Origin of the sequence: Kitasatospora sp. NPDC005856, assembly GCF_040629945.1 — a bacterium.
In the GTDB taxonomy this organism is placed as follows: Bacteria; Actinomycetota; Actinomycetes; order Streptomycetales; family Streptomycetaceae; genus Kitasatospora.
This window is the reverse complement of the sequence record NZ_JBEXWT010000033.1, coordinates 54,933-77,242: the sequence shown is the minus strand read 5'-3', so window position 1 is coordinate 77,242 and position 22,310 is coordinate 54,933. Positions and strand designations below refer to the sequence as shown.

The window sequence follows — 22,310 nt, the reverse complement described above, 5'->3', positions numbered from 1 at the left end:
CGTTGATCGCGCACGGACACCGGGTGAACGGGTCGCAGCGTACCGCCCATTCGAACGTCAATGTTCGACCATGATTCGGTAAACGACGTACTCGTACCGTCCCGACGGCGCATCATGGCCCCCGTCCGCCCTCCGGACTGAGCCCGCGTCGATGGTGGTGAGGCGGCGGGAGGGGTCGGCCGGAGCGCCGGCCCAAGGGGTCGGCCGGAGCGGTCAGCCGGAGGGCTCGTCCCACTGGGTGGCGGTCCGGTTGCCGGTGCCGTCGCAGGTGCGGCAGATCTCGTCCCGGTAGGCGTGCTTGGCCCCGGTCGCGTCCACCCGGTAGCGCACGTACACCCCGGTGCCGTCGCAGAGGAAGCAGTTGCCGCCCCCGCCGCCCACCTCGGTGGTGCCGGTGCCCTGGCAGGTCCGGCAGCTGAGACCGGCGGTCCGGCCGGTGCCCGCGCAGATGCGGCAGACCGTCGTCATCGGCTTCCTCCCTCGCGCGGAATCGGCTCGGCCCCGTCCGGAACGGCCCGACGCCACCGGTCATGGTAGTGCGGAAGGCCCTCGGACAGGCCCAGGTCCGCTTCGGATCCCTACGATCTGACGATCAGTCGGTAGAACCGGCGGCACGGCCCGGGGCAAGGCCCGGAGCAAAGCCGGGAGCAAGGCCGGGGCAAGGCCCGGAGCAAGGCCGGGGCAAGGCCCGGAGCACGGTCTCACTCGGGCAGGCCCTCGCGGACCCGCCGGGAGACCGAGATCAGCTGGAGGTCGAGCAGCCCGGGCGGATCGGCGAGGCCCGGACCGCCCGCGCGCACCCAGGCGGCGATGTCGTCGATCATCTCGTCCATCAGCACGAAGCCCAGCCAGACCGGCCGGCCGCCCGCCGCCCGGCCCTCGGCGGAGGGACCCACGACCACCACGTTGGACTGGGTGCACACGTCCAGGCACTTGACCGCCCGGACCCGGCCCGCCGCGCCCACCGCCGTGCGCAGCCGCTCGTACTGGCCCGCATGGTCCACCCCGGGGTGCTTCGCCTCGGTGCCGCAGCAGCAGCCCCGGCACACCGTGACGGTCACGGGGGCACCGCCGCCCCGCTTGCGGTCCCGGGCACCGTCGCGGTCTCGGCGGCTCATCGGCTCTGGCACCCCTCGTGGTCTGCGGCGCCCTGCGCACCGGCCTCCGCACTGTACCTGTCACCCCGCCGGCCCCCCGGCCGCGGGTCGGCCCCCGACGACGGGCCCCGCGCCCGTGCGCACTCCCGCGCGCTCGCAGCCCCGTACCCACCTCCGTGCCCCCGCGCGCCCGCGCCTCCGAACCCCCGTGCCCCCGTGTCCCCCCGTTACCCGACCGCCCGGGCCGCCGCCCGTCCCGCCGTGCGGCCCGAGAAGAGGCAGCCGCCCAGGAACGTCCCCTCCAGGGAGCGGTACCCGTGCACGCCCCCGCCGCCGAACCCGGCGGCCTCGCCGGCCGCGTACACCCCCGGCAGCACCTCGCCGTCCGGCCGCAGCACCCGGGAGGAGAGGTCGGTCTCCAGCCCGCCGAGGGACTTGCGGGTCAGGATGTTGAGCCGGACGGCGATCAGCGGGGCGGCGCCCGGGTCGAGGATGCGGTGCGGGGCGGCCGTGCGGATCAGCTTGTCGCCGAGGTGGCGGCGGGCCCCGTGGATCGCGGTGACCTGGAGGTCCTTGGCGAAGGGGTTGGCCAGCTGCCGGTCGCGGTCCTCGACGGTGCGGCGCAGCTCGTCCGGATCGATCAGCGGTTCGCGGGTCCTGGCGTTCATGCCCCGGGCGAGGTCGGCGAGGTCGCGGGCGACCACGAAGTCCCGTCCGTGCCTCAGGTGCCCCTGGACCGGGCCGGGGGCGCCGGGCAGCGCGCGCTTGAGCACGCCGCGCACCGACCTGCCGGTCAGGTCGGGGTTCTGCTCGGAGCCGGAGAGGGTGAACTCCTTCTCGACGATCCGCTGGTTGAGCACGAACCAGGTGTACTCGTACCCGGTGGACATGATGTGTTCGAGCGTTCCGAGGGTGTCGAAGCCGGGGAACAGCGGGGCGGGCAGCCGCCTGCCGCGCGCGTCCAGCCAGAGCGAGGAGGGGCCGGGCAGTATGCGGATGCCGTGCCGGGCCCAGATCGGGTCCCAGTTCTCGATGCCCTCGGTGTAGTGCCACATCCGGTCGCCGTTGATCAGGCTGGCCCCGGCCCGGGCGGCGACCTCCAGCATCAGTCCGTCCACGTGCGCGGGCACGCCGGAGAGCAGCCGGGCGGGCGGGGTGCCGAGCCGGGCCGGCCAGGCCTTGCGGACCAGGTCGTGGTTGCCGCCGATGCCCCCGGAGGTGACGATCACGGCCTGGGCGCGCAGCTCGAAGCCCCCGGCCACCTCGCGCGAGCTGGCCTCGCCCCGGCCCGCCGGGCTCGGCACCAGCACCTCGCCGGTGACGGTGTCGACGGCGCCCGCGGTGGCGGACAGCCCGGTGACCCGGTGCCGGAAGCGCAGGTCCACCAGGCCGCGCGCGGCGGCGGCGCGGACCCGCCGGACGAAGGGCGCCAGCAGCCCCGGCCCGGTGCCCCAGGTGATGTGGAAACGCGGCACCGAATTGCCGGGCCCGTCGGCGAGGAAGCCGCCGCGTTCGGCCCAGCCGACCACCGGGAAGAACCGCACGCCCATGCCGTGCAGCCAGGCTCGCTTCTCGCCCGCCGCGAAGTCCACGTACGCCTCGGCCCAGCGGCGCGGCCAGGCGTCCTCGGGCCGGTCGAAGCCGGCCGTGCCGAGCCAGTCCTGGTGGGCGAGGGCGTGCGAGTCGCGGATCCGCATCCGGCGCTGTTCGGGCGAGTCGACCAGGAAGAGGCCGCCGAAGGACCAGTGCGCCTGGCCGCCGAAGGAGGCGGCGGGCTCCTGGTCGAGGAGGATCACCTTCCGTCCGGCGTCGGCGAGTTCGGCGGTGGCGGCGAGGCCCGCGAGGCCCGCTCCGATGACGATGACGTCGGCGTCCAGGGCCATGCGCAGTCCTCCGTCGCGGCTCGCGGTGGCGGCGTGTCCGGGACGCGCCGCGGCTGTGCGCCCGATACTGCGGTGTGCGGCGGCGCCCGGTCAACCGGCGGGTGACAACCGTCCGCGCGAATTCCGCTCCGGGGCGTCTCGGAAATGCCGTCGACACATTTCCGATACCGGGCGGAGCGAAATGCGAAATGCACCCCGGGCACGTCTGCCGGAATACCGGCAATTTCCGCGCAAACCATGGACGCCGGGGAAACCTGGCAGTAACTTACCTGCGAGTAGCTGTGGCCCGGCTCGGCACGACCCCCACCCGTCGTTTCTCTCCCCCAGGAGGAACCGTGCTCCGCCCTGCCCGGAAATCCCGGCACCTCCGGAATTCCACCGCGCTCGCCGCCGTCGCCCTCGGCGCCGCGCTCGCGCTCACGTCCACCACCGCCCAGGCCGCCACCGCGGCACCGAAGCACTACGTGGCGCTCGGCGACTCCTACGCCGCCGGCGCCGGTGTGCCGGACCAGTCGGCCGGCCTGTGCCTGCGCTCCGACCGCAACTACGGGCACCTCGTCGCCGCCGCCCTCAAGGCCGGCACGTACACGGACGTCACCTGCTCCGCCGCCAAGATCAAGGCGATGACGCAGCCCCAGTACGACGCCTTCATCAGGGTCAACGACCCGCAGCTGGACGCGGTGACCGCCGACACCGACCTGGTCACCCTCGGGATCGGCGGCAACGACCTCGCGGCCAGCGACCTCGGCCTCGGCGAGCTGGTCGCCACCTGCATCGCCGGCGCCGTCGTCAACCCGCTCGGCACGCCCTGCAAGGACGTCTACCACCACGGCTACTGGGACTGGCGCACCCTGTCCTGGCAGTACGGCACCGACGACCTGGCCGAGCGGATCCGCACCACCATCGCCCCGCAGCTGGCCGACACCATCAAGCGCGTCCACGCCAAGGCACCCGGGGCCAGGGTGCTGCTGGTCGGCTACCCGTCCGTGCTGCCCGCCGACGGCTCGAAGTGCGTCCTGCGCCAGCCGGTGACGCCCGGCGACGTCGAGTACATGCACGGCGTGCTCGACAAGCTGAACGCCGCGATGAAGTCCACCGCGGCCGCGAACGGCGCGACCTACGTGGACACCGCGACGCCGACCGTCGGGCACGACGTCTGCTCGGACGACCGCTGGATCGAGGGCGCGCTGCCCGGCTCGCCCGCCGTGCCGTTCCACCCCAACGCGACCGGCGAGCAGGTGATGGCGCAGGCCGTGCTGGCCGCGCTGAAGTAGCACCACCCACGAAGCCCCGAGGGCCGGTGACCAGACCCCGGTCACCGGCCCTCGGTACTCACACCCGCGCTACTCGGACTTCGCGGGAGTGGAGCCGGCGGTCGCGGCGGAACCGGCGGCCAGGCCGGCCGACCACTTCTCCTCGACGTTGCCGAACTTCCAGAAGGCGATCGCCGCCGCCCAGGTCAGCACGAACAGCCCGACGATCGCGTAGCCGACGAAGTTGAGGTCCAGCTCGCCGATCCAGGCGACCGGACCGCTGGTGACGTCCAGCTTCTCGCCGAGCAGGCCGATCAGCTCGATCGAGCCGATCACCAGCGCGACCAGCACCGACAGCCCGGTGACGGTCAGGTTGTAGTAGATCTTGCGGACCGGCTTGGAGAAGGCCCACTCGTACGCGAAGTTCATGAACGAGCCGTCGATGGTGTCCAGCAGGCTCATTCCGGCCGCGAACAGGATCGGCAGGGTGAGCAGCGCGTACCAGGGCAGCGAGAACGCCGCCGCGCCGCCGGCCAGCACCAGCAGGGACACCTCGGTGGCGGTGTCGAAGCCCAGGCCGAACAGCAGGCCCACCGGGTACATGTGCCAGGGCTTGGTGACGGCCCTGGTGACCCGGCCGAGGATGCGGTTCATCAGCCCGCGCCGCTCCAGCTGGCGTTCCAGCTCCGCCTCGTCGTAGTCGCCCCGGCGCATCCGGCGGAAGACCTTGAGGATGCCGTTGAAGGCGCCCAGGTTGATCAGGCCGAGCAGCAGCAGGAAGGTGCCGGAGACGGTGACGCCGATCAGGCCGGTCATCTCGTGCAGCGCCGAGTCGTCGGACTCCACCTGGCCGGCCAGCGAGCGGATGCCGAGGGCCAGCAGCGCGCAGAGGCCGAAGACGATCGACGAGTGTCCGAGCGAGAACCAGAAGCCGACCGACAGCGGCCGCTTGCCCTGGCCCATCAGCTTGCGGGTGGTGTTGTCGATGGCGGCGATGTGGTCCGCGTCGAAGGCGTGCCGCATGCCGAGGGTGTAGGCGGTCAGCCCCATGCCGGCGCCGAACACCTTGCCGCCGACCTCGTAGTGCTCGGGCTCGACGAGGGCCAGCAGGGTGAACCAGCCGACGACGTGCAGCGCGAGGATGAAGCCGCCCATTCCGGCCAGGCGGATCCACTCCTCACGGGTGAGCCGGTCGCGCCAACGGGGGGCGGTCATCGCGGTGTCCTTCCGGTCGGGTGGTCGAAGCTGGGCCATCTTTCCGCCTGGATGTCCGCAGTTGCAAGTCATGCGCAATTACGGATCAGCCTCCCCGCCCTCCCTCCCCCCTCCCGAAGATCGTCACGACACGTACAGGGCTTCGTAACCCCGGAGGGCTTTCACCCCGCGCTCTACGCGCGGATACTCCCGTTCTACGCGCGAAAACCGAGCACCGCCCCCCTCAACTCCCCACGGAGGAACGGCACATGACGATCCGCATTCGAACCGTCGCGGCCCTCGCCGGAACGGCGCTGCTCGCGGCCGGTCTCACCACCCCCGCCGCCACCGCCGCCGCCGCGGCCACTGCCGGGAGCACCACCCGCTCCGCCGCGGTCAGCGCCACCCCGCACCGGGTGCTGTTCGACAACAGCAAGGCCGAGACCGCGGGCAACGCCGACTGGATCATCAGCACCAGCCAGCCCGACCCGCTGGCCCAGAACGCCTCCCCCGCCACCGAGAAGAGCTGGACCGGCGCCCTGTCCGCCTGGGGCGTCGCCCTCCAGAGGACCGGCCAGTACAGCCTGAAGACCCTCCCGGCCGGCTCCACCATCAGCTACGGCACCGGCGCCGCGCTCGACCTCGCCAACTTCGACACCTTCGTGATCCCGGAGCCCAACACCCGGTTCTCCGCGAGCGAGAAGACCGCGATCATGAACTTCGTGAAGAACGGCGGCGGGCTCTTCCTGGTCTCCGACCACATCAACAGCGACCGCAACAACGACGGCTGGGACTCCCCGAAGATCATCAACGACCTGCTGACCAACAACGGGGTGAACAACAACGACCCCTTCGGCTTCTCCGTCGACCTGCTCAACATCACCACCGACAACCCGCGCGCCGCCGACGCGCCGACCGACCCGGTGCTGCACGGCCCCTTCGGCACCGTCACGGGCTCGATCCTGCGCAACGGCACCACCTTCACCCTCAAGCCCGCCGACAACCCGAACGTCAAGGGCCTGGTCTACCGGACCGGCTACAGCGGCAACACCGGCGCGTTCTTCGTCACCAGCACCTTCGGCACCGGCCGGGTCGCGATCTGGGGCGACAGCTCCCCCATCGACGACGGCACCGGCCAGTCCGGCAACACCCTGTACAACGGCTGGGACGACCCGGCGGGCACCGACGCCGCCCTCGCCCTCAACGCCACCGCCTGGCTGAGCAAGGCCTGACCGGCCGCGCCCGGTGGGAGGCCCCCGGTGGGAGGGGCCTCCCACCGGGCCCCTCCCACCCGACTCCTCTCACCAGGAAAAGGTCCGCTCCCTCCCCTACTGTCGGAGTACCGAACCGTCGCACCGCCGACGCCCGGGACCGATGGGAGCGGCCATGCCGTCGTACCCCTTCCACACCACCCGCGAGGACCTGCGCGTCCCGCTGCCCGACGGCACCCGGCTGGCCGCCCGGCTGTGGCGGCCGGTCGGCGACGAACCCGGCCCCGCGCTGCTGGAGTACTCCGGCGGCCGCCTCACCGACCGGACCGCCGCCGAGGACGCCCGCCGCCACCCCTGGTACGCGGGCCACGGCTACACCTCCGTCCGGGTCGACACCCGCGGGCACGGCAACTCCGAGGGCACCCCCGGCGAGCCCGGCGGCGCACAGGAGCTGGCCGACGGCGCCGCCGTGGTCGACTGGCTCGCCCGCCGCCCCTGGTGCAACGGCCGACTCGGCCTGCTCGGCACCGGCACCGCCGGCACCACCGCCCTGCGGCTCGCCGCCCGCACCCCCGAGACCGTCGGCGCCGTGGTCACCGCCTGCCCCGAGAACGGCCACCGGCTCGGCGGGGCCGTCCTCGCCGCCGACCTGCACACCCGGCTCACCGCCCTGGTCGCCGACGCCGCCCTGCCACCGGACCCCCGACACGTCGGCGACGCCTGGCGGACCGCCTGGCTGGCCCGGCTGGAATCGCTGCAGCCGCCCGTCGACGACTGGCTCACGGCCGGCGAGAGCACCGTCCCGATCTCCGTGCCCGCCCTCGCCGTGGCCGGCTGGGGCGACCCGTCCTGCTCCTTCGTGCTGCGGCTGCTCGCCGAGTCCCCCACCGCGCGCGCCCTGATCGGCCCCTGGCCGCACGGCCTGCCCGAGGCCGCCCTGCCCGACACCCTGCGCTGGTGGGACCACTGGCTGCGCGGCATCGACACCGGCGCCCTCAAGGAACCCGCCCTGCGCACCTGGCTCGCCACCCGATGGACCGGGGACGAGGCCTGGCCCTCCCCCGACGTCCGGGAGATCCACTACGGCCTGGACGGGCCGCTGCGCACCGCCGGCACCACCTCCGACGAGCGCCACGTCCGGGTCCGCTCCCCGCAGCACACCGGCCTCAACGCCGGCGCCTACGTCCCGCACGGCCGCCCCGCCGACCGGCCGCCGGACCAGCGCGAGGAGGACGGCCGCTCGGTCTGCTTCGACTCCCAGCCGCTGCCCGAACCGGTCGAAGTGCTCGGCACCCCGACCGTACGGCTGCGGCTGCGCGAGGACGGGGCACCCGTCCAGGTGACGGTGCGGCTGTGCGCGGTCGGCCCGGACGGCACCTCGGAGCTGGTCACCCGGGGCATCCGGGTCGCCAAGGGGCCGGACGCCGAGGTCGAGCTCGCGGCCTGCGCCTGGACCTTCCCCGCCGGGCACCGGCTGCGGCTCGCCCTCTCCTCGGTCTACTGGCCCTGGGTGTGGCCCCCGGCCGAGGACACCGGGTACGGCGTCGACCCGTCCCGCTCCACCCTCAGCCTGCCGGTGCGCCACCTCGCCGCCGACGTCGGCGCCCCGCCCGTCACCTTCGAAGCCCCGGCGCTGCCCGAACCGCTCGACGTCCACCTCACCGAACCGCTCACCGCCCGGCCCGAACACCTCACCGTGCACGACATCGGCCGCGGCGAGTGGCGCACCGAACTGTCCCCCGCCACCGACGGCACCCGCACCCACCCCGACGGCCTGGTCCGCGACGAACACACCGTCACCGCCTACCGGGTGCTCACCGGCGCCCCGCTCAGCGCCCAGGCCCGCACCGACCACACCGTCCGGCTGGAGCGCCCCGACATCGGCTGGGACGTCACCGTCCAGACCCGCACCCAACTGCGCTGCGACGCCGGGAACTTCATCAGCGTCGTCCAACTGCGGGCACTGGAGGCGGGATCGGTGGTGTTCGCCCGGGAGTGGCAGCACCGGGTGCCCCGGGGGGCATCCTGAAACGGCGACCGTCCGCAATGTGACAATGCCCCACCGGAAGCGCGAGTCGGGGAGGGCCAGCATGCTGGACGAGACGGTGTACCGGACCGAGGACGTGGCACCGCCGGACCGCCTGGAGTACTGGCGGCACCGACTCGCCGAGAAGAGCGCCCCGTTCGAGGCCAGCACCGGACACGCCGTCGACTTCCGGGCGGAACTGCGCATCCTGACGCTCGGCGAGCTGCACCTCTGGACCATGGAGAGCCCGCCGATCACCGTACGCCGGCCGGCGCGCCTGATCCGCTCGTCCGACCCGGAGTTCTACCTCCTCTCGCTCCCGTTCCCCGGCGCCGGGCCCGCGGCCCGGTCCGACGGCCACGGCGCGTGGCGCCCGCGGGACCTGGTGATGTACGACAGCGTCCGGCCCGTCTCCCTCCGGGTGAGCACCGACGACCCGCGCCGGCCGATCCGCGGGGCCTGGCTGACCGTTCCCCGGCAGGCGGTGCCGCTGCCACCGGACCAGGTGACCGAGCTGATCGCCCGCCGGATGCCCGGGGGCCAAGGAGTGGGCGCCCTGCTCGTCCGACTACTCGACGGCATCACCGCCGACACCCGCGCCTACCGGGCCGGCGACGCGCCCCGGCTGGGCGCCGCGGCCCTCGACCTGGTCGCGGCGCTGCTCGCCCACCAGCTCGACGCCGAGGACGCCGTACCGCCGGAGACCCGGCGCCGGGCGCTGGTCCAGCGCATCCGGGCCTTCATCCGAGCCCACCTGCACGAGCCCGACCTCACCCCGGGCGCGGTCGCCGTCGCGCACCACATCTCGGTCAGCTACCTGCACCGCCTCTTCGAGAACGAGGAGGAGACCGTCGCCGCCTGGATCCGCCGCCAGCGCCTCGAACGGGCCCGCCGCGACCTCGCCGACCCGGCCCTGGCCACCACCCCCGTCCACGCCATCGCGGCCCGCTGCGGGTTCCCCCGCGCCGCCGACTTCAGCCGCGCCTTCCGCGGCGCGTACGGGCTGCCGCCCCGCGACTTCCGCCACGGCGCCGCGGCGGCCGGGGGTGGACTCTGAACCAAGCGGCAGTGGACCGCATGCTAACGACAACCACCGGGCTGGATCGGCAAGCTGATGGTGCGTCCGACACGGGGGACCGAGTGGCGGACGCGACCAACCGAGACCCTCGAAGGGGGACCATCCATGTCCAGCAACGGACTCCGCAGCACCCGGCGCTCCGCCGTCGGCATCGGCGTCGCCACCCTGGCGCTCGCCCTCACCGGCCTCGCCGGCGGCCAGGCCTTCGCCGACTCGCACGCCGGCCTCTCGGCCACGTTCGAGTTCCCGAACGACAGCGGCAAGTGCCTGGAGATCACCAACTCCTCCACCGCGAACGGCGCCCGGGCCCAGCAGTGGGAGTGCAAGGGCCAGGCCGGCTCGAAGTGGCAGTGGCAGTCCGCGGGCGACGGCTTCTACAACGTCGTGAACGTCCACAGCGGCAAGTGCCTGGAGATCGAGAACTCCTCCACGGCGAACGGCGCCGCGGCCCAGCAGTGGACGTGCAACGGCCAGAACGGCGCGAAGTGGAAGCTGATCCAGGTCCGGTCCGGCGGCGGCATGAACCGGTACAAGCTCCAGAACCACAGCGGAAAGGTCCTGGAGATCACCAACTCCTCCACCGCGAACGGGGCCAACGCCCAGCAGTGGGAGTACAAGGGCCAGTCCGGCGCCCTGTGGGTCTACTGAACCGGTGACGGCCGCCGCCCCCGCGTCCGCCTACGCGTGGTCGGCCAGGACCTCGGCGATGACGTGGCGGGCGATGGCGGTCATCCTCGGGTCGCTGTCCCGGTAGTAGGCCACCTCCAGCAGGGCGATGGACAGGGCCCAGCCGCGGGCCCTGTCCCACATCGCGTCGTCGTCGGCGACGTCCGTACGGAAGGCAGTGCGGGCGGGGGCGGGCAGGACGTACCAGGCGGGGATCAGGTCGACGGCCGGTTCGCCCAGGCCCGCGCAGCCGAAGTCGATGACGGCGCTCAGCCGGCCGTCCGGGGAGACCAGCAGGTTGCCCGGCTGCAGGTCCCCGTGGATCCAGACCGCGGGGCCGGCGGGGGCGGGGGCGCCGAGGGCGTGCTCCCAGGCGGCGGTCACGGCGGCGGCGTCGACCAGATCCGGCACCGCCGCGATCGCGGTCCTGGTCGCGGCGTCCCGCGACGCCAGCGACTCGCTGCGGTAGGCGGCGGGGGCGCCGGTCGGGTCGATCCGACGGACGGCGGTCACGAAGCCGGCCAAGTCCCGGGCCAGCAGGCCGGGTTCGGCGAGCCGCCCGGCGTCCGGGGTGGTGCCGTCGAGCCAGCGCAGCACCGACCAGGGCCAGGGGCAGCCGTCGACCGGTCCGCCCACGGCCAGCGGGACCGGCACCGGGACGGGCAGCCGCGGGGCCAGGCGCCGCAGCCAGACGTCCTCCTTGGCGATCTCCTCGACCACCCCGGGGATCCGCGGAATGCGTACCACCAGCTCCGCCCCGAGCCGGTACATCGCGTTGCTGGTCCCGGCCGGCTCCACCGGCTCGACCGGCAGGCCGGCCCACTGCGGGAACCGCTCGGCGACCATCCGGCGCACCAGCGCCTCGTCGATGTCCAGTTCGTCGGGGTGCAGCTTGCGGGAGGCGGCCATGGTGCCCGACCCTGCCACCGGACGGCCGGGCCCGGCAACCGAATTGGCGCCGACCGCCCCACCCCTCGCGTCAGCCCCGCACCGCGAGGTCCTGACCGCCCACCACCTTCGACAGCCGCAGCGCCGAGTGCGAGGGCGTGCCGGGGGCCCCGGCGTAGAAGATCGTCCACTGGTCCCGCTGCGGGTCGTGCAAGGCCTCGCAGTCGAGGTCGAGCGGGCCGACCACCGGGTGGACGATCCGCTCCGTCGTCGATCGGCGGACCTCGACGTCCTGCCGTGCCCACAGCTCCCGGAACTCGGCGCTGCGCGCGAGCAGCGAGGCGGCGGCCGGGGCGAGCGGGTCGTTCTTCCAGCCGGAGGGCGGCACCTACCCCTGGTGAACCGAGCCCGCGGCGATCAGCCCGGGCAGCTCCCGCATGTCGTGGAAGACCACGGTGCCCGGCCCGGCCAGCCGCTCCGCGGCCGTGACGCCGCCCGCGTAGCCGAGCGCGCGCATCCCGGCGGCGCGGGCGGCCTCGACGCCGGGCCGGCTGTCCTCGACCACCACGCAGGCGGCCGGGTCGACGCCCATCGAGCGCGCGGCGTGCAGGAAGAGGTCGGGCGCGGGCTTGCCGCGTCCGACCTCGGTGGCGCTGAAGATCCGCCCGGCGAAGCGGTCGTGGAGGCCGGTGCGGCCCAGGGTGTGGCGCATCTTCTCGTGCGTGCCGCTGGAGGCCACGCAGGTGGGCAGGGTGATCGCGGCCAGCGCCTCCGGCAGGCCGTCCACGGGGGTCAGCCCGGCGTCGACCGCCTCGGTGTGCAGCTCGACGAAGCGCTTGCCCCACACGGCCGCCACCTCCGCCCCGAGCCGCTCGGCGACCAGCGCGTTGTTGACCGCCTCGGACCGCCCGACGAAGCGCTCGATCGCCTCCGCCTCGGTCAGCGGCCAGCCGTACTCCTCCCCCAGCCGCACCAGCACCCGGACGGCGATCACCTCGCTGTCCACCAGGACGCCGTCGCAGTCGAATATCACCAGCTCAATGGGCTTGATCATCCGGCCAGCATACGGCCGGGCCCGAGCCGGCCGGCCAAGTGTGCCGCAGCCTAAGAGAGTTGGCGGCCGCAGGCCGCGCGGCCCGGGATGACGGACCGCGCGGCACTGGTCACCGGCTCAGCCGGTCTGGACGGCGGTGTCGTCGATCACGAAGCTGGTCTGGAGCGAGGCGTCCTCGGTCCCGGCGAACTTCACGGTGACCGTCTGGCCCGCGTAGGCCGACAGGTCGAAGGTGCGCTGCTGGTAGCCGGCCGCGGCGTCCACGTTGGAGTAGGTCTTCAGCGTGGTGCCGTTCGCCGACACGGTCAGCTTGTCGTACGCGGTGCTGCCCGACTCGGCGGTGTCGATGTGCAGCCAGAAGCTCAGCGTCGCCTTGCAGCCCGCCGGGATGCTCACCGCCTGGGACAGCGAGTCCGAGTGGGTGGAGCCGTAGCCGTTCATCCACGCCTTCCAGGAGCCGCCGTGGGCCGCCTGGGAGGAGCTGTTGTCCACCACGCCGCTGGACGACGTCCACGGGGTGGCGCTGCCGGTCTCGAAGCCGGCGTTGCCCAGCAGCTGGGCCGGGGTGCAGCCGCCGCCACCGGTGGAGACCGCCCAGCTGAAGGAGGTGGAGGCCGACTTGCCCGCGGCGTCCGTCACGGTGACGGTCACGTTGGAGCTGCCCGCGGCGGAGACGGTGCCCGCGATGACGCCGGTGGAGGAGTTGATCGACAGCCCGGCGGGCAGGCCGGTCGCGGCGTAGGACAGCGGGGCGGTGCCGCCGGAGGCGTTGATCTGGAGGTTGACCGCGCCGCCGACGGTGGTGGACTGGTTGCCCGGGTTGGTGACGGTGACGGCACCGCTGCCGGCCGGCTTGGTGAGCAGGCAGCCGGAGACGTTGAGGTCGATGGCCCGGGCGGAGTTCAGGCAGGTGGTGAACCAGTACGTCTGCTCACCGTAGCTCTGGCCCTTGTAGGCCTTGGTGGTGCCGTCGGCGGCCACCTCGCACGGGTTGTTGAGGGTGCACATGGCGCCGTCGTCGTTGCCGGTGTTGTTGATGCCGATGATCCGCCCGCTGGCGGTCTCGACGATCGGCGAACCGGAGGTGCCGTGCGTGGTGTTGCAACCGGAGCTGTAGCGCAGCGAGTCGTGCCAGGTCCACTCGTCCTCGCGCAGGGTCGGCACGAAGCCGTTGACGGAGCAGTTCCAGACCTGCTTCCAGTACGACGAGGGTATGTACATCGACGCACCGTCGGTCGGGTGCGAGTCGCTGATGGTCAGCGCGGTGACGCCGTACTTGGAGCCGATCGACCCGTAGGTGTCGGTGAGCTGGTAGAGCGCGACGTCGGTGCCGGTCATCGTCGCGTAGAGCAGCTTGTCGGCCTGGACGGTGCCCAGGCTGCTGCCCGCGCCGTTCAGCAGGGTTCCGCTGCGGCTGGCGGTGGTGTTCTGGATGACCTGGCCGGCCGGGGGCATCGTCGGCAGGCAGTGCCCGTTGGTGAGCATCAGCGCGCGGTCGCCGTCCACGGAGGTGGGGTAACGGACCAGCGAGGCCGAGCAGTTGCTCAGGGCGATGGTGGCGTTCAGGTCGGCCGCCTGAACGGCCTGCGCGGGGGCGGCGGCGAAGGCCAGCCCGCCCGCGACGACGGCACTCGTACCGGCCACCGCGACAAATCTCTTGAACATGGCTCTCCTTGTGGGGGATCGCGGGGCGCACGACTGGTCGTCGAGGCCCGCGCCGCTCGAAAGTGCCATGGTCACTTCAAGGAGGTCAACCGTTGTGACCGAACTCGCCACTGACCGGCACGGGTCGTGCCACCCGAGGGCAACGACCCGTCCCGGTATGCCCGTTACGGCTACGGCTGCGGGGCGGCTCCCGCGGTCAGCGAGTTGGTCTTGGCGTTGCCCTGCGGCGAGTTGGCCGTGACCGTCCAGACCGTTCCGGACGGCTCGAACTCGTGCTTCTCCCCCACCTTGACGAACCGGCAGTCCTGGGTGAACTGCTTCGCCTCGGCGTCCCAGTCCACCCCGGTGGTGTAGTGGAAGTCGTACGAACCCGCCTTGATGCCGTCGACGCCGGCCTTCTGCCCCTTGACCACGTACACCGAGGCCACGGACTGGCCGTCCTGGACGACCGAGACGACGACGTCCGCCGCGCCGTTGTTGTCGAAGACCAGCTCCCCCTTGCCGTGGTTCCCGCCGTCGCGGACCAGGGAGCCGTTCTCCAGGGCCCGCGGCTGGGGCTGCGGCTTGGGCAGCTGCGGAGCGGCGAACGCGACCTGCTGGCCGGCCGTCGCCAGCTTGGCGAGCGCGGCGGGAACGGCCACCAGCCCCTGGACGGCGCCGGCGGTGCAGTACTTCTTGCGGTTGAGGTCGGTGCGGATCGTCAGCGCCTCGGAGGAGAGCGCGTTCAGGCCTGCCAGCAGCTCGGTGCGCGCCGTGTCGGCCCCGTCCGGCGCGGCGGCGGCCGTCAGGCCCCGGACGGCGCGGTCGGCGTTGGACTCGGTGACGGCGAGCGCGGTCTCGACGTCCTTCATGGTCGTCGCCGCGGCCACCTTCGCCAGCCCGGCACCGACCGGCTCCAGTGACTGGGCGAGCGTCGTGCCGAACGGCGTCGCCGAGGCGCTCGGCAGGGCCGTCGCCGAAGCGCTCGGCGCCGCCGTCCCGCCCCCGCCCCCGCTCCCGCTCCCGCTCCCGCCCGAGCAGGCCGCGAGCAGCAGCACACCGCCGACCGCCAGACCCGCCCGGCCCGAAGACCCCGCGAACCGCACCGACTTCACAACCCACCCCACCGTCATCACCGGCGCACTCCCCGTACGCGTCGGGCGACATGGTGCCGAGCACGAACCATCACGGTCAACCCGATTGAAGTGATCGGACGATCATCGGAAGGGCCCCTCCCGAAGCGTCCGCGGAGGTCAACTACGATCGGGCCCGTGCTCAGTCTCACCGGACTCCCGCTCCAGATCATCGCCTCCGTCCTCGCGATCGCCGTCTTCGCCGCCACCATGTGGCTCTGGCCGCGGTTCGGCGGGAAGGGATGGAAGGCGTGGCTGGGCCGGATCGGCGCGTTCCTCGCCACCCAGGTGTCCGTCCTGGCCGCGATGGGCCTGATCGCCAACAGCTACTTCGGCTTCTACAGCTCCTGGACCGACCTGCTCGGCACCAGCGGCGGACTCGGCACGGTGGTCGACCACCAGCCCAACGCCTCCGGGGTGGCCGTCACCGGCGAGCAGAAGTTCTACTCCTCCCAGGGCTCGGACCCGGAGCGCTCCGGCCTGATCCAGAAGGTCGACGTCAGAGGAGCCGGCAGCGGTCTGAGCACCGAGGCGTACGTCTACCTGCCGCCGCAGTACTTCCAGCCGGACTACGCCAAGCAGCGCTTCCCGATGGCCCTGGTCCTCACCGGCTACCCGGGCACCCCGGAGAAGCTGATCTCGCTGATGCAGTACCCGGCGTCCACGCTGAACGCGATCGAGCAGAAGAAGCTGCCGCCGACCGTCCTGGTGATGACCCGCCCGACCCTGGTCGGCGACCGGGACACCGAGTGCGTGGACGTGCCCAACGGCCCCCAGGTGGAGACCTTCTTCACCGCCGACCTGCCCAAGGCCCTCGCCACCACCTACCGGATCGGCACCGACCCGGCCAACCGGGCGGTGCTCGGCAACTCCACCGGCGGCTACTGCGCGCTCAAGTTCGCGATGCGCAAGCCCGACTCCTACCGCGCGGCGGTCGCCCTCTCCGGCTACTACAGCGCCGCCCACGACCCGACCACCGGCGACCTGTTCGGCGGCAACGACCGGCTGAAGCAGGAGAACGACCTGCTGTGGCGGCTGAAGAACCAGGCGCCGGCCCCCGTCTCGCTGCTGCTGACCACCGCGTACGACGAGAACAACTACGACGAGACCAAGGCCATGGTCGCCGCCTTCAAGGCCCCGACCAACATGTCCACCATCACCCTGGACACCGCCGGCCACAACTTCCACACCTGGACCCGGGAGATCCCCCCGGCCCTGGAGTGGCTGGGCAAGCACATCACCATGCCGCCATCCGCCTGACGTTCCGGATCACACGCGTCTCACAGCCCCGTCTCACGGTCCTCTCAGCCGCGCCACCGACCGTATGGCGCATGACCACGAGCAGCTACTCCCCTCCGGCCGGCGAACCGTGGCCCGAGGCCGCGAACTTCCCGCCGCCGGAGGTGCCGCGACCAGAGCCGGCACCGCTCTTCCCCGAGCAGCCCCTGCCGCCGGCCGGCCCCGAGGGGCCGGCCTCCTGGTCCGGCCGGCTGCGCACCCTCCCGGCCCGCGCCTGGCGCGGGCGCGCGGACGACCCGCGCTGGGTGCGCCCGGCCCTGCTGGCGCTCCTGGCCGCGACCACCGTCCTCTACCTGTGGGGCCTGAGCGCCTCCGGCTGGGCCAACTCCTTCTACTCGGCCGCCGTGCAGGCCGGCTCGCAGAGCTGGAAGGCCTTCTTCTTCGGCTCCTCGGACGCGGCGAACTTCATCACCGTCGACAAGCCCCCGGCCGCGCTGTGGCCGATGGCGCTCTCGGCGCGGATCTTCGGCCTCTCCTCCTGGTCGGTGCTGGTCCCGCAGGCGCTGATGGGAGCGGCCACCGCCGGCGTGCTGTACGCGACGGTGCGCCGCCGCTTCTCCCCGCTCGGCGGCCTGCTGGCGGGCGCCGCGCTGGCCCTCACCCCGGTCGCGGCGCTGATGTTCCGCTTCAACAATCCGGACGCGCTGCTGGTGCTGCTGCTGACGCTGGCCGCGTACGGGCTGCTGCGGGCGGTCGAGGCGGCGGGCACCCGGTGGCTGGTGTTCACCGGGGTGATGTTCGGCCTCGCCTTCCTCACCAAGACCCTCCAGGCCTTCCTGGTGCTGCCCGCCTTCGCGGTGATCTACCTGGTCGTCGCGCCCACCGGCCTGTGGCGGCGGGTGCGGCAGCTGCTGCTCGCGGGCGCGGCGATGGTCGTGGCCGGCGGCTGGTGGGTCGCGATCGTCGAGCTGCTGCCCGCCTCGGCCCGCCCGTACGTCGGCGGTTCGCAGGACAACAGCTTCCTCTCGCTCACCTTCGGCTACAACGGCCTCGGCCGGATCAACGGCAACGAGACCGGCAGCGTGGGCGGCGGCGCCCGGATGCCCGCCGGGCTCGACCTGCCCGGCGGCGCGGTGCCCGGCGGTGCGCCCGGCGGCGGCCGAGGCTGGGGCGAGACCGGGCTGACCCGGATGTTCGGCACCGACATCGGCGGCCAGATCGCCTGGCTGCTGCCGGCCGCGCTGATCCTGCTGGTGGCCGCCCTCTGGGCGACCCGCCGCTACGCCCGCACCGACACCGCCCGCGCGGCCTTCCTGGTCTGGGGCGGCTGGCTGCTCTCCACCGCGCTGATCTTCAGCTTCATGTCCGGGATCTTCCACCAGTACTACACGGTGGCGCTGGCCCCGGCCGTCGCGGCGCTGGTCGGCATGGGTGCGGACGGCCTGTGGCGGGCCCGGCACCGGCTGCCCTGGGCGCTGGTGCTGGCCGGAACGCTCGCGGTGACGGCGGTCTGGGCGTTCGTGCTGCTCGGCCGCAGCCCGGACTTCGTGCCGTGGCTGCGCTGGGCGGTGCTGGTCGGCGGACTGCTCGCGGCGGCCGCGCTGGCCGCCGGGCCCCTGGTCTCCGGGTCGGCGGTCGCCGGGTCGGCGGCCGGGCGGCTCTCCGGGCGGGCCGGCGCGCGGATCGCCTCGGTGGCGGGCCTGGTGGGCGTGGCGGCGGCGCTCGGCGGTCCGGCCGCGTACGCGGTGGACACCGTGAACACCCCGCACACCGGCTCGATCGTGACCGCCGGTCCCGGCGTGGAGGGCGGGTCCGGGCCGGGCGGCACGGGACGCAAGGGCGGCAGGAGCTTCCCGGGCGGCGGCAACGGCAACGGCCGCTGGTTCGGTGCGGGCCAGGACGGACAGGCGGGCCAGGAGGGCCGGGGCGGTCGGGACGGCCAGGGCGGCCGGCAGGGCTTCCCGGGCGGGACGTTCCCCGGCGGCCAGGGCCTCCCCGGCAGCGGCACGGACAACGGCTCCGGCACCGACGGCGCTCCCGGCGCGCAGGACTCCGGGACCACCGGCGGGCTCCCCGGCGACGCCACGGCCGGTGGCCCGCCGCCCGGCGGCATGGGCGGCCTGCTCGACGGCCCCAAGGTGACCGACGAGGTCGCCGCCATGCTCGAGGAGAACGCCGACCACTACACCTGGGCCGCCGCCACGATCGGCTCGCAGACCGCCGCCGGCTACCAACTCGCCACCGGCGAACCGGTGATGGCCCTCGGCGGCTTCAACGGCACCGACCCCTCGCTGACCCTGGCCGGCTTCCGGGCGTACGTCCAGGAGGGCAAGGTGCACTGGTTCATCGGAGCGGGCGGCTCCCGCCGCGGCTTCGGCGGCGCGGGCGGCGGCGAAGGCGGGCAGCAGAGCGAGTCCGCCCGGATCGAGTCCTGGGTGAGCGCCCACTTCACCGCGAGGACCATCGGCTCGACCAGCTTCTACGACCTGACGGCCCCCACCTCCTGACCGTCGACCCCGGAGGGGGCGTGCCGCGTTCGCGCGGCACGCCCCCTCCGTCGTGCTCAGTCGGTCGCGCAGTACGTGCCCGGTGCCGGCAGCCGCCCCTCCACCAGGTAGGCGGCCACCGCGTCCCGGACACAGCTGCTCCGGTAGTAGGCCATGTGCCCGTCGCCCTCCCGGGTGAGCAGCACGCCCTGCTCCAGCCCCGCGGCGAGCCGCTGCGCCCAGGCGTACGGGGTGACCGGGTCGCCGGTGGAGCCGATCACCAGGACCGGCGCGCTGCCCGGTGCCCGGACGGGCTGCGGCGACTCGGGCGAGCGGTACGGCCAGGCGCGGCAGTCCGGGGCGAGCAGGGTGCCCGCGGGGTCGTGCCCGCTGGTCAGCGGGGCGCGGGCGGCGAGTTCGGCGAGGGCCGGGCCCAGTTCCGCCTCGGTGGGCGGCGGCGGGCCGTCCGCGCAGGAGATGGCGGCGAAGGCGTCGGCCACGGTCTGGTAGCGGCCGTCCTCGCCACGGCCGTCGACGCTGTCGGCGAGGGCGAGCAGCCCCTCGCCCTCGCCCCGGGTGACGGCCGGTTCGAGGGCCTCGCGCACCCCGGACCAGGACTGGTGGCCGTCGGCGAGCGCGTTCAGGACGGCGCCCCAGCCGAGCGCGGCGGTGAGCGTACGGCCGTCGGCCGTGTGCAGCGGGCGGTCCCGCAGGCCGTCGAGGAAGCGGGCGAGGCGCCGCGGGGCGGTGGCCGGGTCGGGGCCGAACGGGCAGGACGTCCCGTCCTCGGTGGCGCAGTCGGCGGCGAAGGCCCGGAACCCGTCCTCGGCGGCGGCGGCCTGTTCGACGCCGAGCCGGGCGGTGGGGACGCTGTGGTCGACGGCGCCGTCGAGGACGAACCGGCCGGTGCGGTCGGGGAACTCCTCGGCGTAGCGGGCGCCGAGGTGGGTGCCGTAGGAGAAGCCGAGGAAGTCCAGCCGGCGTTCGCCGAGGGCTCCGCGCAGCACGTCGAGGTCGCGGGCGGTGTCACGGGTACCGACGTGCGGGAGCAGGTCGGCGTGCCGGGCACGGCAGGCCTCGGCGAGGACCCCGCCGTGGTCGTAGGCCGGGTCGTCGGTGGTGTCCCACTCCTCGCGGGTGCCGTCGTCCAGGCAGTGGACGGGGATGGTGTCGCCGGCGCCGCGCGGGTCGAAGCCGACCAGGTCGTACCGGTCGTGCAGCGGCCCCTGGTAGTTCTTCCACCCCCAACGAACCATGCCGACACCGGAGTTTCCGGGGCCTCCGGGGTTGAGCAGCAGGGCGCCGAGCCGGTGCTCAGGGTCGGCGGCGGGCACCTCGGCGAGGGCGACGTCGACGGTGCGGCCGCCCGGGTCGGCGTAGTCCAGCGGCACCTTGAGGGTGGCGCACCGCACGGCGGCCGTGTCCGGGTCGGTGCCGTCGTCGCCGGCGCAGGGCTGCCAGTCGATCCGCTGGTCGTAGAGCGTGCGCAGGGCGGGCGTCGCGGTGGCGGCGACCCGCTCGTCCAGCGGCGGCCGGACGGCTGTACGGGCGGCACCGCCCGTACAGCCGCTCGACAGGGCGAGGGCGAGCACCGCGGCGAGGGCCGGCACGGCGCGCCCGGACGAGCGGGGGAACAGGGAGATGATCGGGGGCACCGCCCACGAATACCATCCGGCCCGTGTCCGGGGCACATCGCACCCGTCCTCCGCCGCTCGGGGTCGATGATCCGTCAGCCGTCACACTGCTGGAGCATGGCCTTCTTGTCGGCCTCGGTGACGGGCAGCTGGTACTTCAGCGAGACCTGGGCGAAGCGCACCGCGTAGGAGCAGCGGATCTCGGGATCGGCGGGCAGCCAGGCGGCCGGGCCGGAGTCGCCCTTGGAGGCGTTCTGCGAGCCGTCGGCGGGGATCAGGTTGAGCGGGTCGTTGGCGATCCGGACGCGCTTGGCCTTGTCCCACTTCGCGGCGCCCATCTGCCAGTCGTAGGACAGCGGCATCACGTGGTCGATCTGGATCTTGGAGGCCTGCTGCTTGGTCCACTGGACGCTCTTGCCGGTGTACGGGTCCCAGATGGTCATCGCGGTGACCGTGCAGTCCGAGCCGTCCTTGTGCTCGACGGCGGTGCCGTCGCGGGCGAGCAGGTCGTTGCGGGTGTCGCACTTGTTGCCGCCGAACGGGACGCCGTCGACGTTGTCCGTCCAGGCGGGGCCGAACTCGTTGCGGTCGTAGCCGTCCTTGGTGCCGACGGCGGCAGTGGTGACCTTGGCGATGACGTCCCGGCCGGCCTTCCGGTCCTCGGGGGTGGTCAGCGGCGCCAGGCCGGGCTTGGTGCCATCCGGGTTCTGGAGCGGGCTGGTGCCCGAGGCGGGGGCGGCGGTGCCGCCGCCGTCGGCCTTGGGACCGGTCGACTTGTGGTCGCGGCCGCCGATCAGCCAGCCGACCAGCGCGAGCGCGCATATCAGGAACACGGTGGCGGCGGACAGCGTGGAGCGGCGGGCGGGCACGGAGAACTCCCCAGGTCAGAGGCAGGTTGACGGCGAACCAGCAGATCAGCCGCCCAAGGGCAGGTCAAGGCGACGCCACGCGATCTCGCGGAGCATGTCGAAGCTCACACCCGCTCAGGCCGCCCTCCCCGGGCGCAGCGTCCACCGGGCGCAGCGTCCACCGGGCGCAGCGTTCAGCCGCCGATGGCGGACATCGGACGGTCGGGCCGGCCGAACCGCCGGGCCGCGACTACCGCGCGCGGTTCGCCGTTGTGGCTTCCCACAATGCGCGCCCCGGCCCCGGACGGGCAGGCTGGGCCCATGCAGACCACACCGACACCCGCCGGACCGGGCCCGGTCGCCGCCCTGGTCCTTGCCGCCGGGGGCGGGCGGCGCCTCGGTGGGCGGCCCAAGGCGCTGCTCCGGTACGGGGGCCGGCCGCTGGTGGAGCACGCGGTGGCGGTGGTCCGGGCCGGCGGCTGCGCGGACGTCACGGTGGTGCTGGGCGCGGAGGAGGAGCGGGTGCGGGCCACCGCGCACCTGCCGGGCTGCCGGCTGGTCGGCAATCCGGACTGGACGCAGGGCATGGGCTCCTCGCTGCGAGCCGGCCTGGCCGCCCTGCCGCCGAACGCCGCGGCGGTGCTGGTGATGCTGGTGGACACCCCGGGCGTCACCCCGGGCGCGGTGGCCCGGCTGCTGGCCGCCCACCGGGCGGGCGCCGAACTCGCCGCGGCGGCCTACGGCGGGCGGCGCGGGCACCCGGTGCTGATCGGCGCCCGGCACTTCGCCGAGGCGGCGGCCGGCGCGCGCGGCGACGCCGGGGCCCGCGCCCTGCTGGCGGCGCACGCGGCGGAGCTCGTCCTGGTCGAGTGCGCCGACGTCGCCGCCCCGGACGACCTCGACACCCCCGCCGACCTGGCCCGGTGGTCCGCCGGGTGAACATCCCGGTCCGGCCCGCCGAACATCCCCCTCGCGG

The 22,310-nt window shown here is 73.8% G+C and carries 17 protein-coding genes and 3 pseudogenes; 8 read left to right on the top strand and 12 right to left on the bottom strand.

From position 1 onward, the window contains the following. Positions 1 to 213: 213 nt before the first annotated feature. The 3 genes from ABZ449_RS21190 to ABZ449_RS21180 form a co-directional block, all read right to left on the bottom strand. Positions 214 to 468, bottom strand: a complete 255-nt coding sequence (locus ABZ449_RS21190; RefSeq protein WP_359825802.1) for a hypothetical protein — start codon at positions 466 to 468, stop codon at positions 214 to 216. 233 nt (positions 469 to 701) lie between these two features. Beyond that, positions 702 to 1,118: a (2Fe-2S) ferredoxin domain-containing protein gene (locus ABZ449_RS21185; protein WP_360347848.1), complete on the bottom strand. Its 417-nt coding sequence runs from the start codon at positions 1,116 to 1,118 to the stop codon at positions 702 to 704. 206 nt (positions 1,119 to 1,324) lie between these two features. Then, on the bottom strand, positions 1,325 to 2,980 hold the full coding sequence (locus tag ABZ449_RS21180; RefSeq protein ID WP_360347846.1) for an FAD-binding dehydrogenase: 1,656 nt from the start codon (positions 2,978 to 2,980) through the stop codon (positions 1,325 to 1,327). Positions 2,981 to 3,315: 335 nt separating this feature from the next. Between ABZ449_RS21180 and ABZ449_RS21175 the strand changes: the two genes are divergently transcribed. Further along, positions 3,316 to 4,254 carry an SGNH/GDSL hydrolase family protein gene (locus ABZ449_RS21175; RefSeq protein WP_360347843.1) on the top strand — a complete coding sequence of 313 codons (939 nt, stop codon included), beginning with the start codon at positions 3,316 to 3,318 and terminating at the stop codon, positions 4,252 to 4,254. A gap of 69 nt (positions 4,255 to 4,323) precedes the next feature. Here the strand turns inward: ABZ449_RS21175 and ABZ449_RS21170 are convergent, their stop codons facing one another. Continuing rightward, positions 4,324 to 5,448, bottom strand: coding sequence for a HoxN/HupN/NixA family nickel/cobalt transporter (locus ABZ449_RS21170; protein WP_360347840.1), 1,125 nt, complete (start codon positions 5,446 to 5,448; stop codon positions 4,324 to 4,326). A 248-nt stretch (positions 5,449 to 5,696) separates the two neighbouring features. Between ABZ449_RS21170 and ABZ449_RS21165 the strand changes: the two are divergent. From ABZ449_RS21165 to ABZ449_RS21150, 4 genes and pseudogenes are all read left to right on the top strand, one after another. Then, positions 5,697 to 6,650: pseudogene (locus ABZ449_RS21165) on the top strand (hydrolase); the annotation flags it as partial. A gap of 163 nt (positions 6,651 to 6,813) precedes the next feature. Further along, on the top strand, positions 6,814 to 8,667 hold the full coding sequence (locus ABZ449_RS21160; protein ID WP_360347837.1) for a CocE/NonD family hydrolase: 1,854 nt from the start codon (positions 6,814 to 6,816) through the stop codon (positions 8,665 to 8,667). Positions 8,668 to 8,728: 61 nt separating this feature from the next. Further along, on the top strand, positions 8,729 to 9,721 hold the full coding sequence (locus tag ABZ449_RS21155; protein WP_360347835.1) for a helix-turn-helix domain-containing protein: 993 nt from the start codon (positions 8,729 to 8,731) through the stop codon (positions 9,719 to 9,721). Between the two features lie 126 nt (positions 9,722 to 9,847). Then, positions 9,848 to 10,390 (top strand): RICIN domain-containing protein, encoded by a 543-nt coding sequence (locus ABZ449_RS21150; protein ID WP_360347832.1) that lies wholly within the window; start codon positions 9,848 to 9,850, stop codon positions 10,388 to 10,390. Between the two features lie 30 nt (positions 10,391 to 10,420). On the opposite strand, the gene ABZ449_RS21145 is transcribed toward ABZ449_RS21150, so the two are convergent. The 6 genes and pseudogenes from ABZ449_RS21145 to ABZ449_RS21120 all read right to left on the bottom strand — a co-directional run bounded on the left by ABZ449_RS21145 (position 10,421) and on the right by ABZ449_RS21120 (position 15,109). Further along, positions 10,421 to 11,317 (bottom strand): aminoglycoside phosphotransferase family protein, encoded by an 897-nt coding sequence (locus ABZ449_RS21145; RefSeq protein ID WP_360347829.1) that lies wholly within the window; start codon positions 11,315 to 11,317, stop codon positions 10,421 to 10,423. A 70-nt stretch (positions 11,318 to 11,387) separates the two neighbouring features. Beyond that, the gene (locus ABZ449_RS21140; protein ID WP_360347826.1) at positions 11,388 to 11,684 is read right to left on the bottom strand and encodes a hypothetical protein; all 297 of its coding nucleotides are present in this window, start codon (positions 11,682 to 11,684) and stop codon (positions 11,388 to 11,390) included. Further along, complete coding sequence (locus tag ABZ449_RS21135; protein WP_360347823.1) at positions 11,685 to 12,350, bottom strand: HAD family hydrolase; 666 nt, start codon at positions 12,348 to 12,350, stop codon at positions 11,685 to 11,687. A gap of 117 nt (positions 12,351 to 12,467) precedes the next feature. Continuing rightward, positions 12,468 to 13,184 (bottom strand): annotated as a pseudogene (locus ABZ449_RS21130) (putative Ig domain-containing protein); the annotation flags it as partial. Positions 13,185 to 13,397: 213 nt separating this feature from the next. Then, positions 13,398 to 14,015: pseudogene (locus ABZ449_RS21125) on the bottom strand (trypsin-like peptidase domain-containing protein); the annotation flags it as partial. Between the two features lie 170 nt (positions 14,016 to 14,185). Next, positions 14,186 to 15,109 (bottom strand): hypothetical protein, encoded by a 924-nt coding sequence (locus ABZ449_RS21120; RefSeq protein WP_360347820.1) that lies wholly within the window; start codon positions 15,107 to 15,109, stop codon positions 14,186 to 14,188. A gap of 156 nt (positions 15,110 to 15,265) precedes the next feature. Between ABZ449_RS21120 and ABZ449_RS21115 the strand changes: the two genes are divergently transcribed. Together ABZ449_RS21115 and ABZ449_RS21110 are read left to right on the top strand one after the other, a co-directional pair. Continuing rightward, positions 15,266 to 16,387, top strand: coding sequence for an alpha/beta hydrolase-fold protein (locus tag ABZ449_RS21115; RefSeq protein WP_360347817.1), 1,122 nt, complete (start codon positions 15,266 to 15,268; stop codon positions 16,385 to 16,387). Positions 16,388 to 16,458: 71 nt separating this feature from the next. Further along, the gene (locus tag ABZ449_RS21110; protein ID WP_360347814.1) at positions 16,459 to 18,873 is read left to right on the top strand and encodes a glycosyltransferase family 39 protein; all 2,415 of its coding nucleotides are present in this window, start codon (positions 16,459 to 16,461) and stop codon (positions 18,871 to 18,873) included. A 56-nt stretch (positions 18,874 to 18,929) separates the two neighbouring features. On the opposite strand, the gene ABZ449_RS21105 is transcribed toward ABZ449_RS21110, so the two are convergent. Then, a complete protein-coding gene (locus tag ABZ449_RS21105; protein WP_360347811.1) occupies positions 18,930 to 20,507 on the bottom strand; it encodes an alpha/beta hydrolase in 1,578 nt (525 codons plus the stop codon). A 74-nt stretch (positions 20,508 to 20,581) separates the two neighbouring features. Next, positions 20,582 to 21,295: an HNH endonuclease family protein gene (locus ABZ449_RS21100; RefSeq protein WP_360347900.1), complete on the bottom strand. Its 714-nt coding sequence runs from the start codon at positions 21,293 to 21,295 to the stop codon at positions 20,582 to 20,584. A gap of 360 nt (positions 21,296 to 21,655) precedes the next feature. On the opposite strand from ABZ449_RS21100, the gene ABZ449_RS21095 reads away from it, so the two are divergent. After that, the gene (locus tag ABZ449_RS21095) at positions 21,656 to 22,273 is read left to right on the top strand and encodes an NTP transferase domain-containing protein (protein WP_360347808.1); all 618 of its coding nucleotides are present in this window, start codon (positions 21,656 to 21,658) and stop codon (positions 22,271 to 22,273) included. Positions 22,274 to 22,310: the final 37 nt, after the last annotated feature.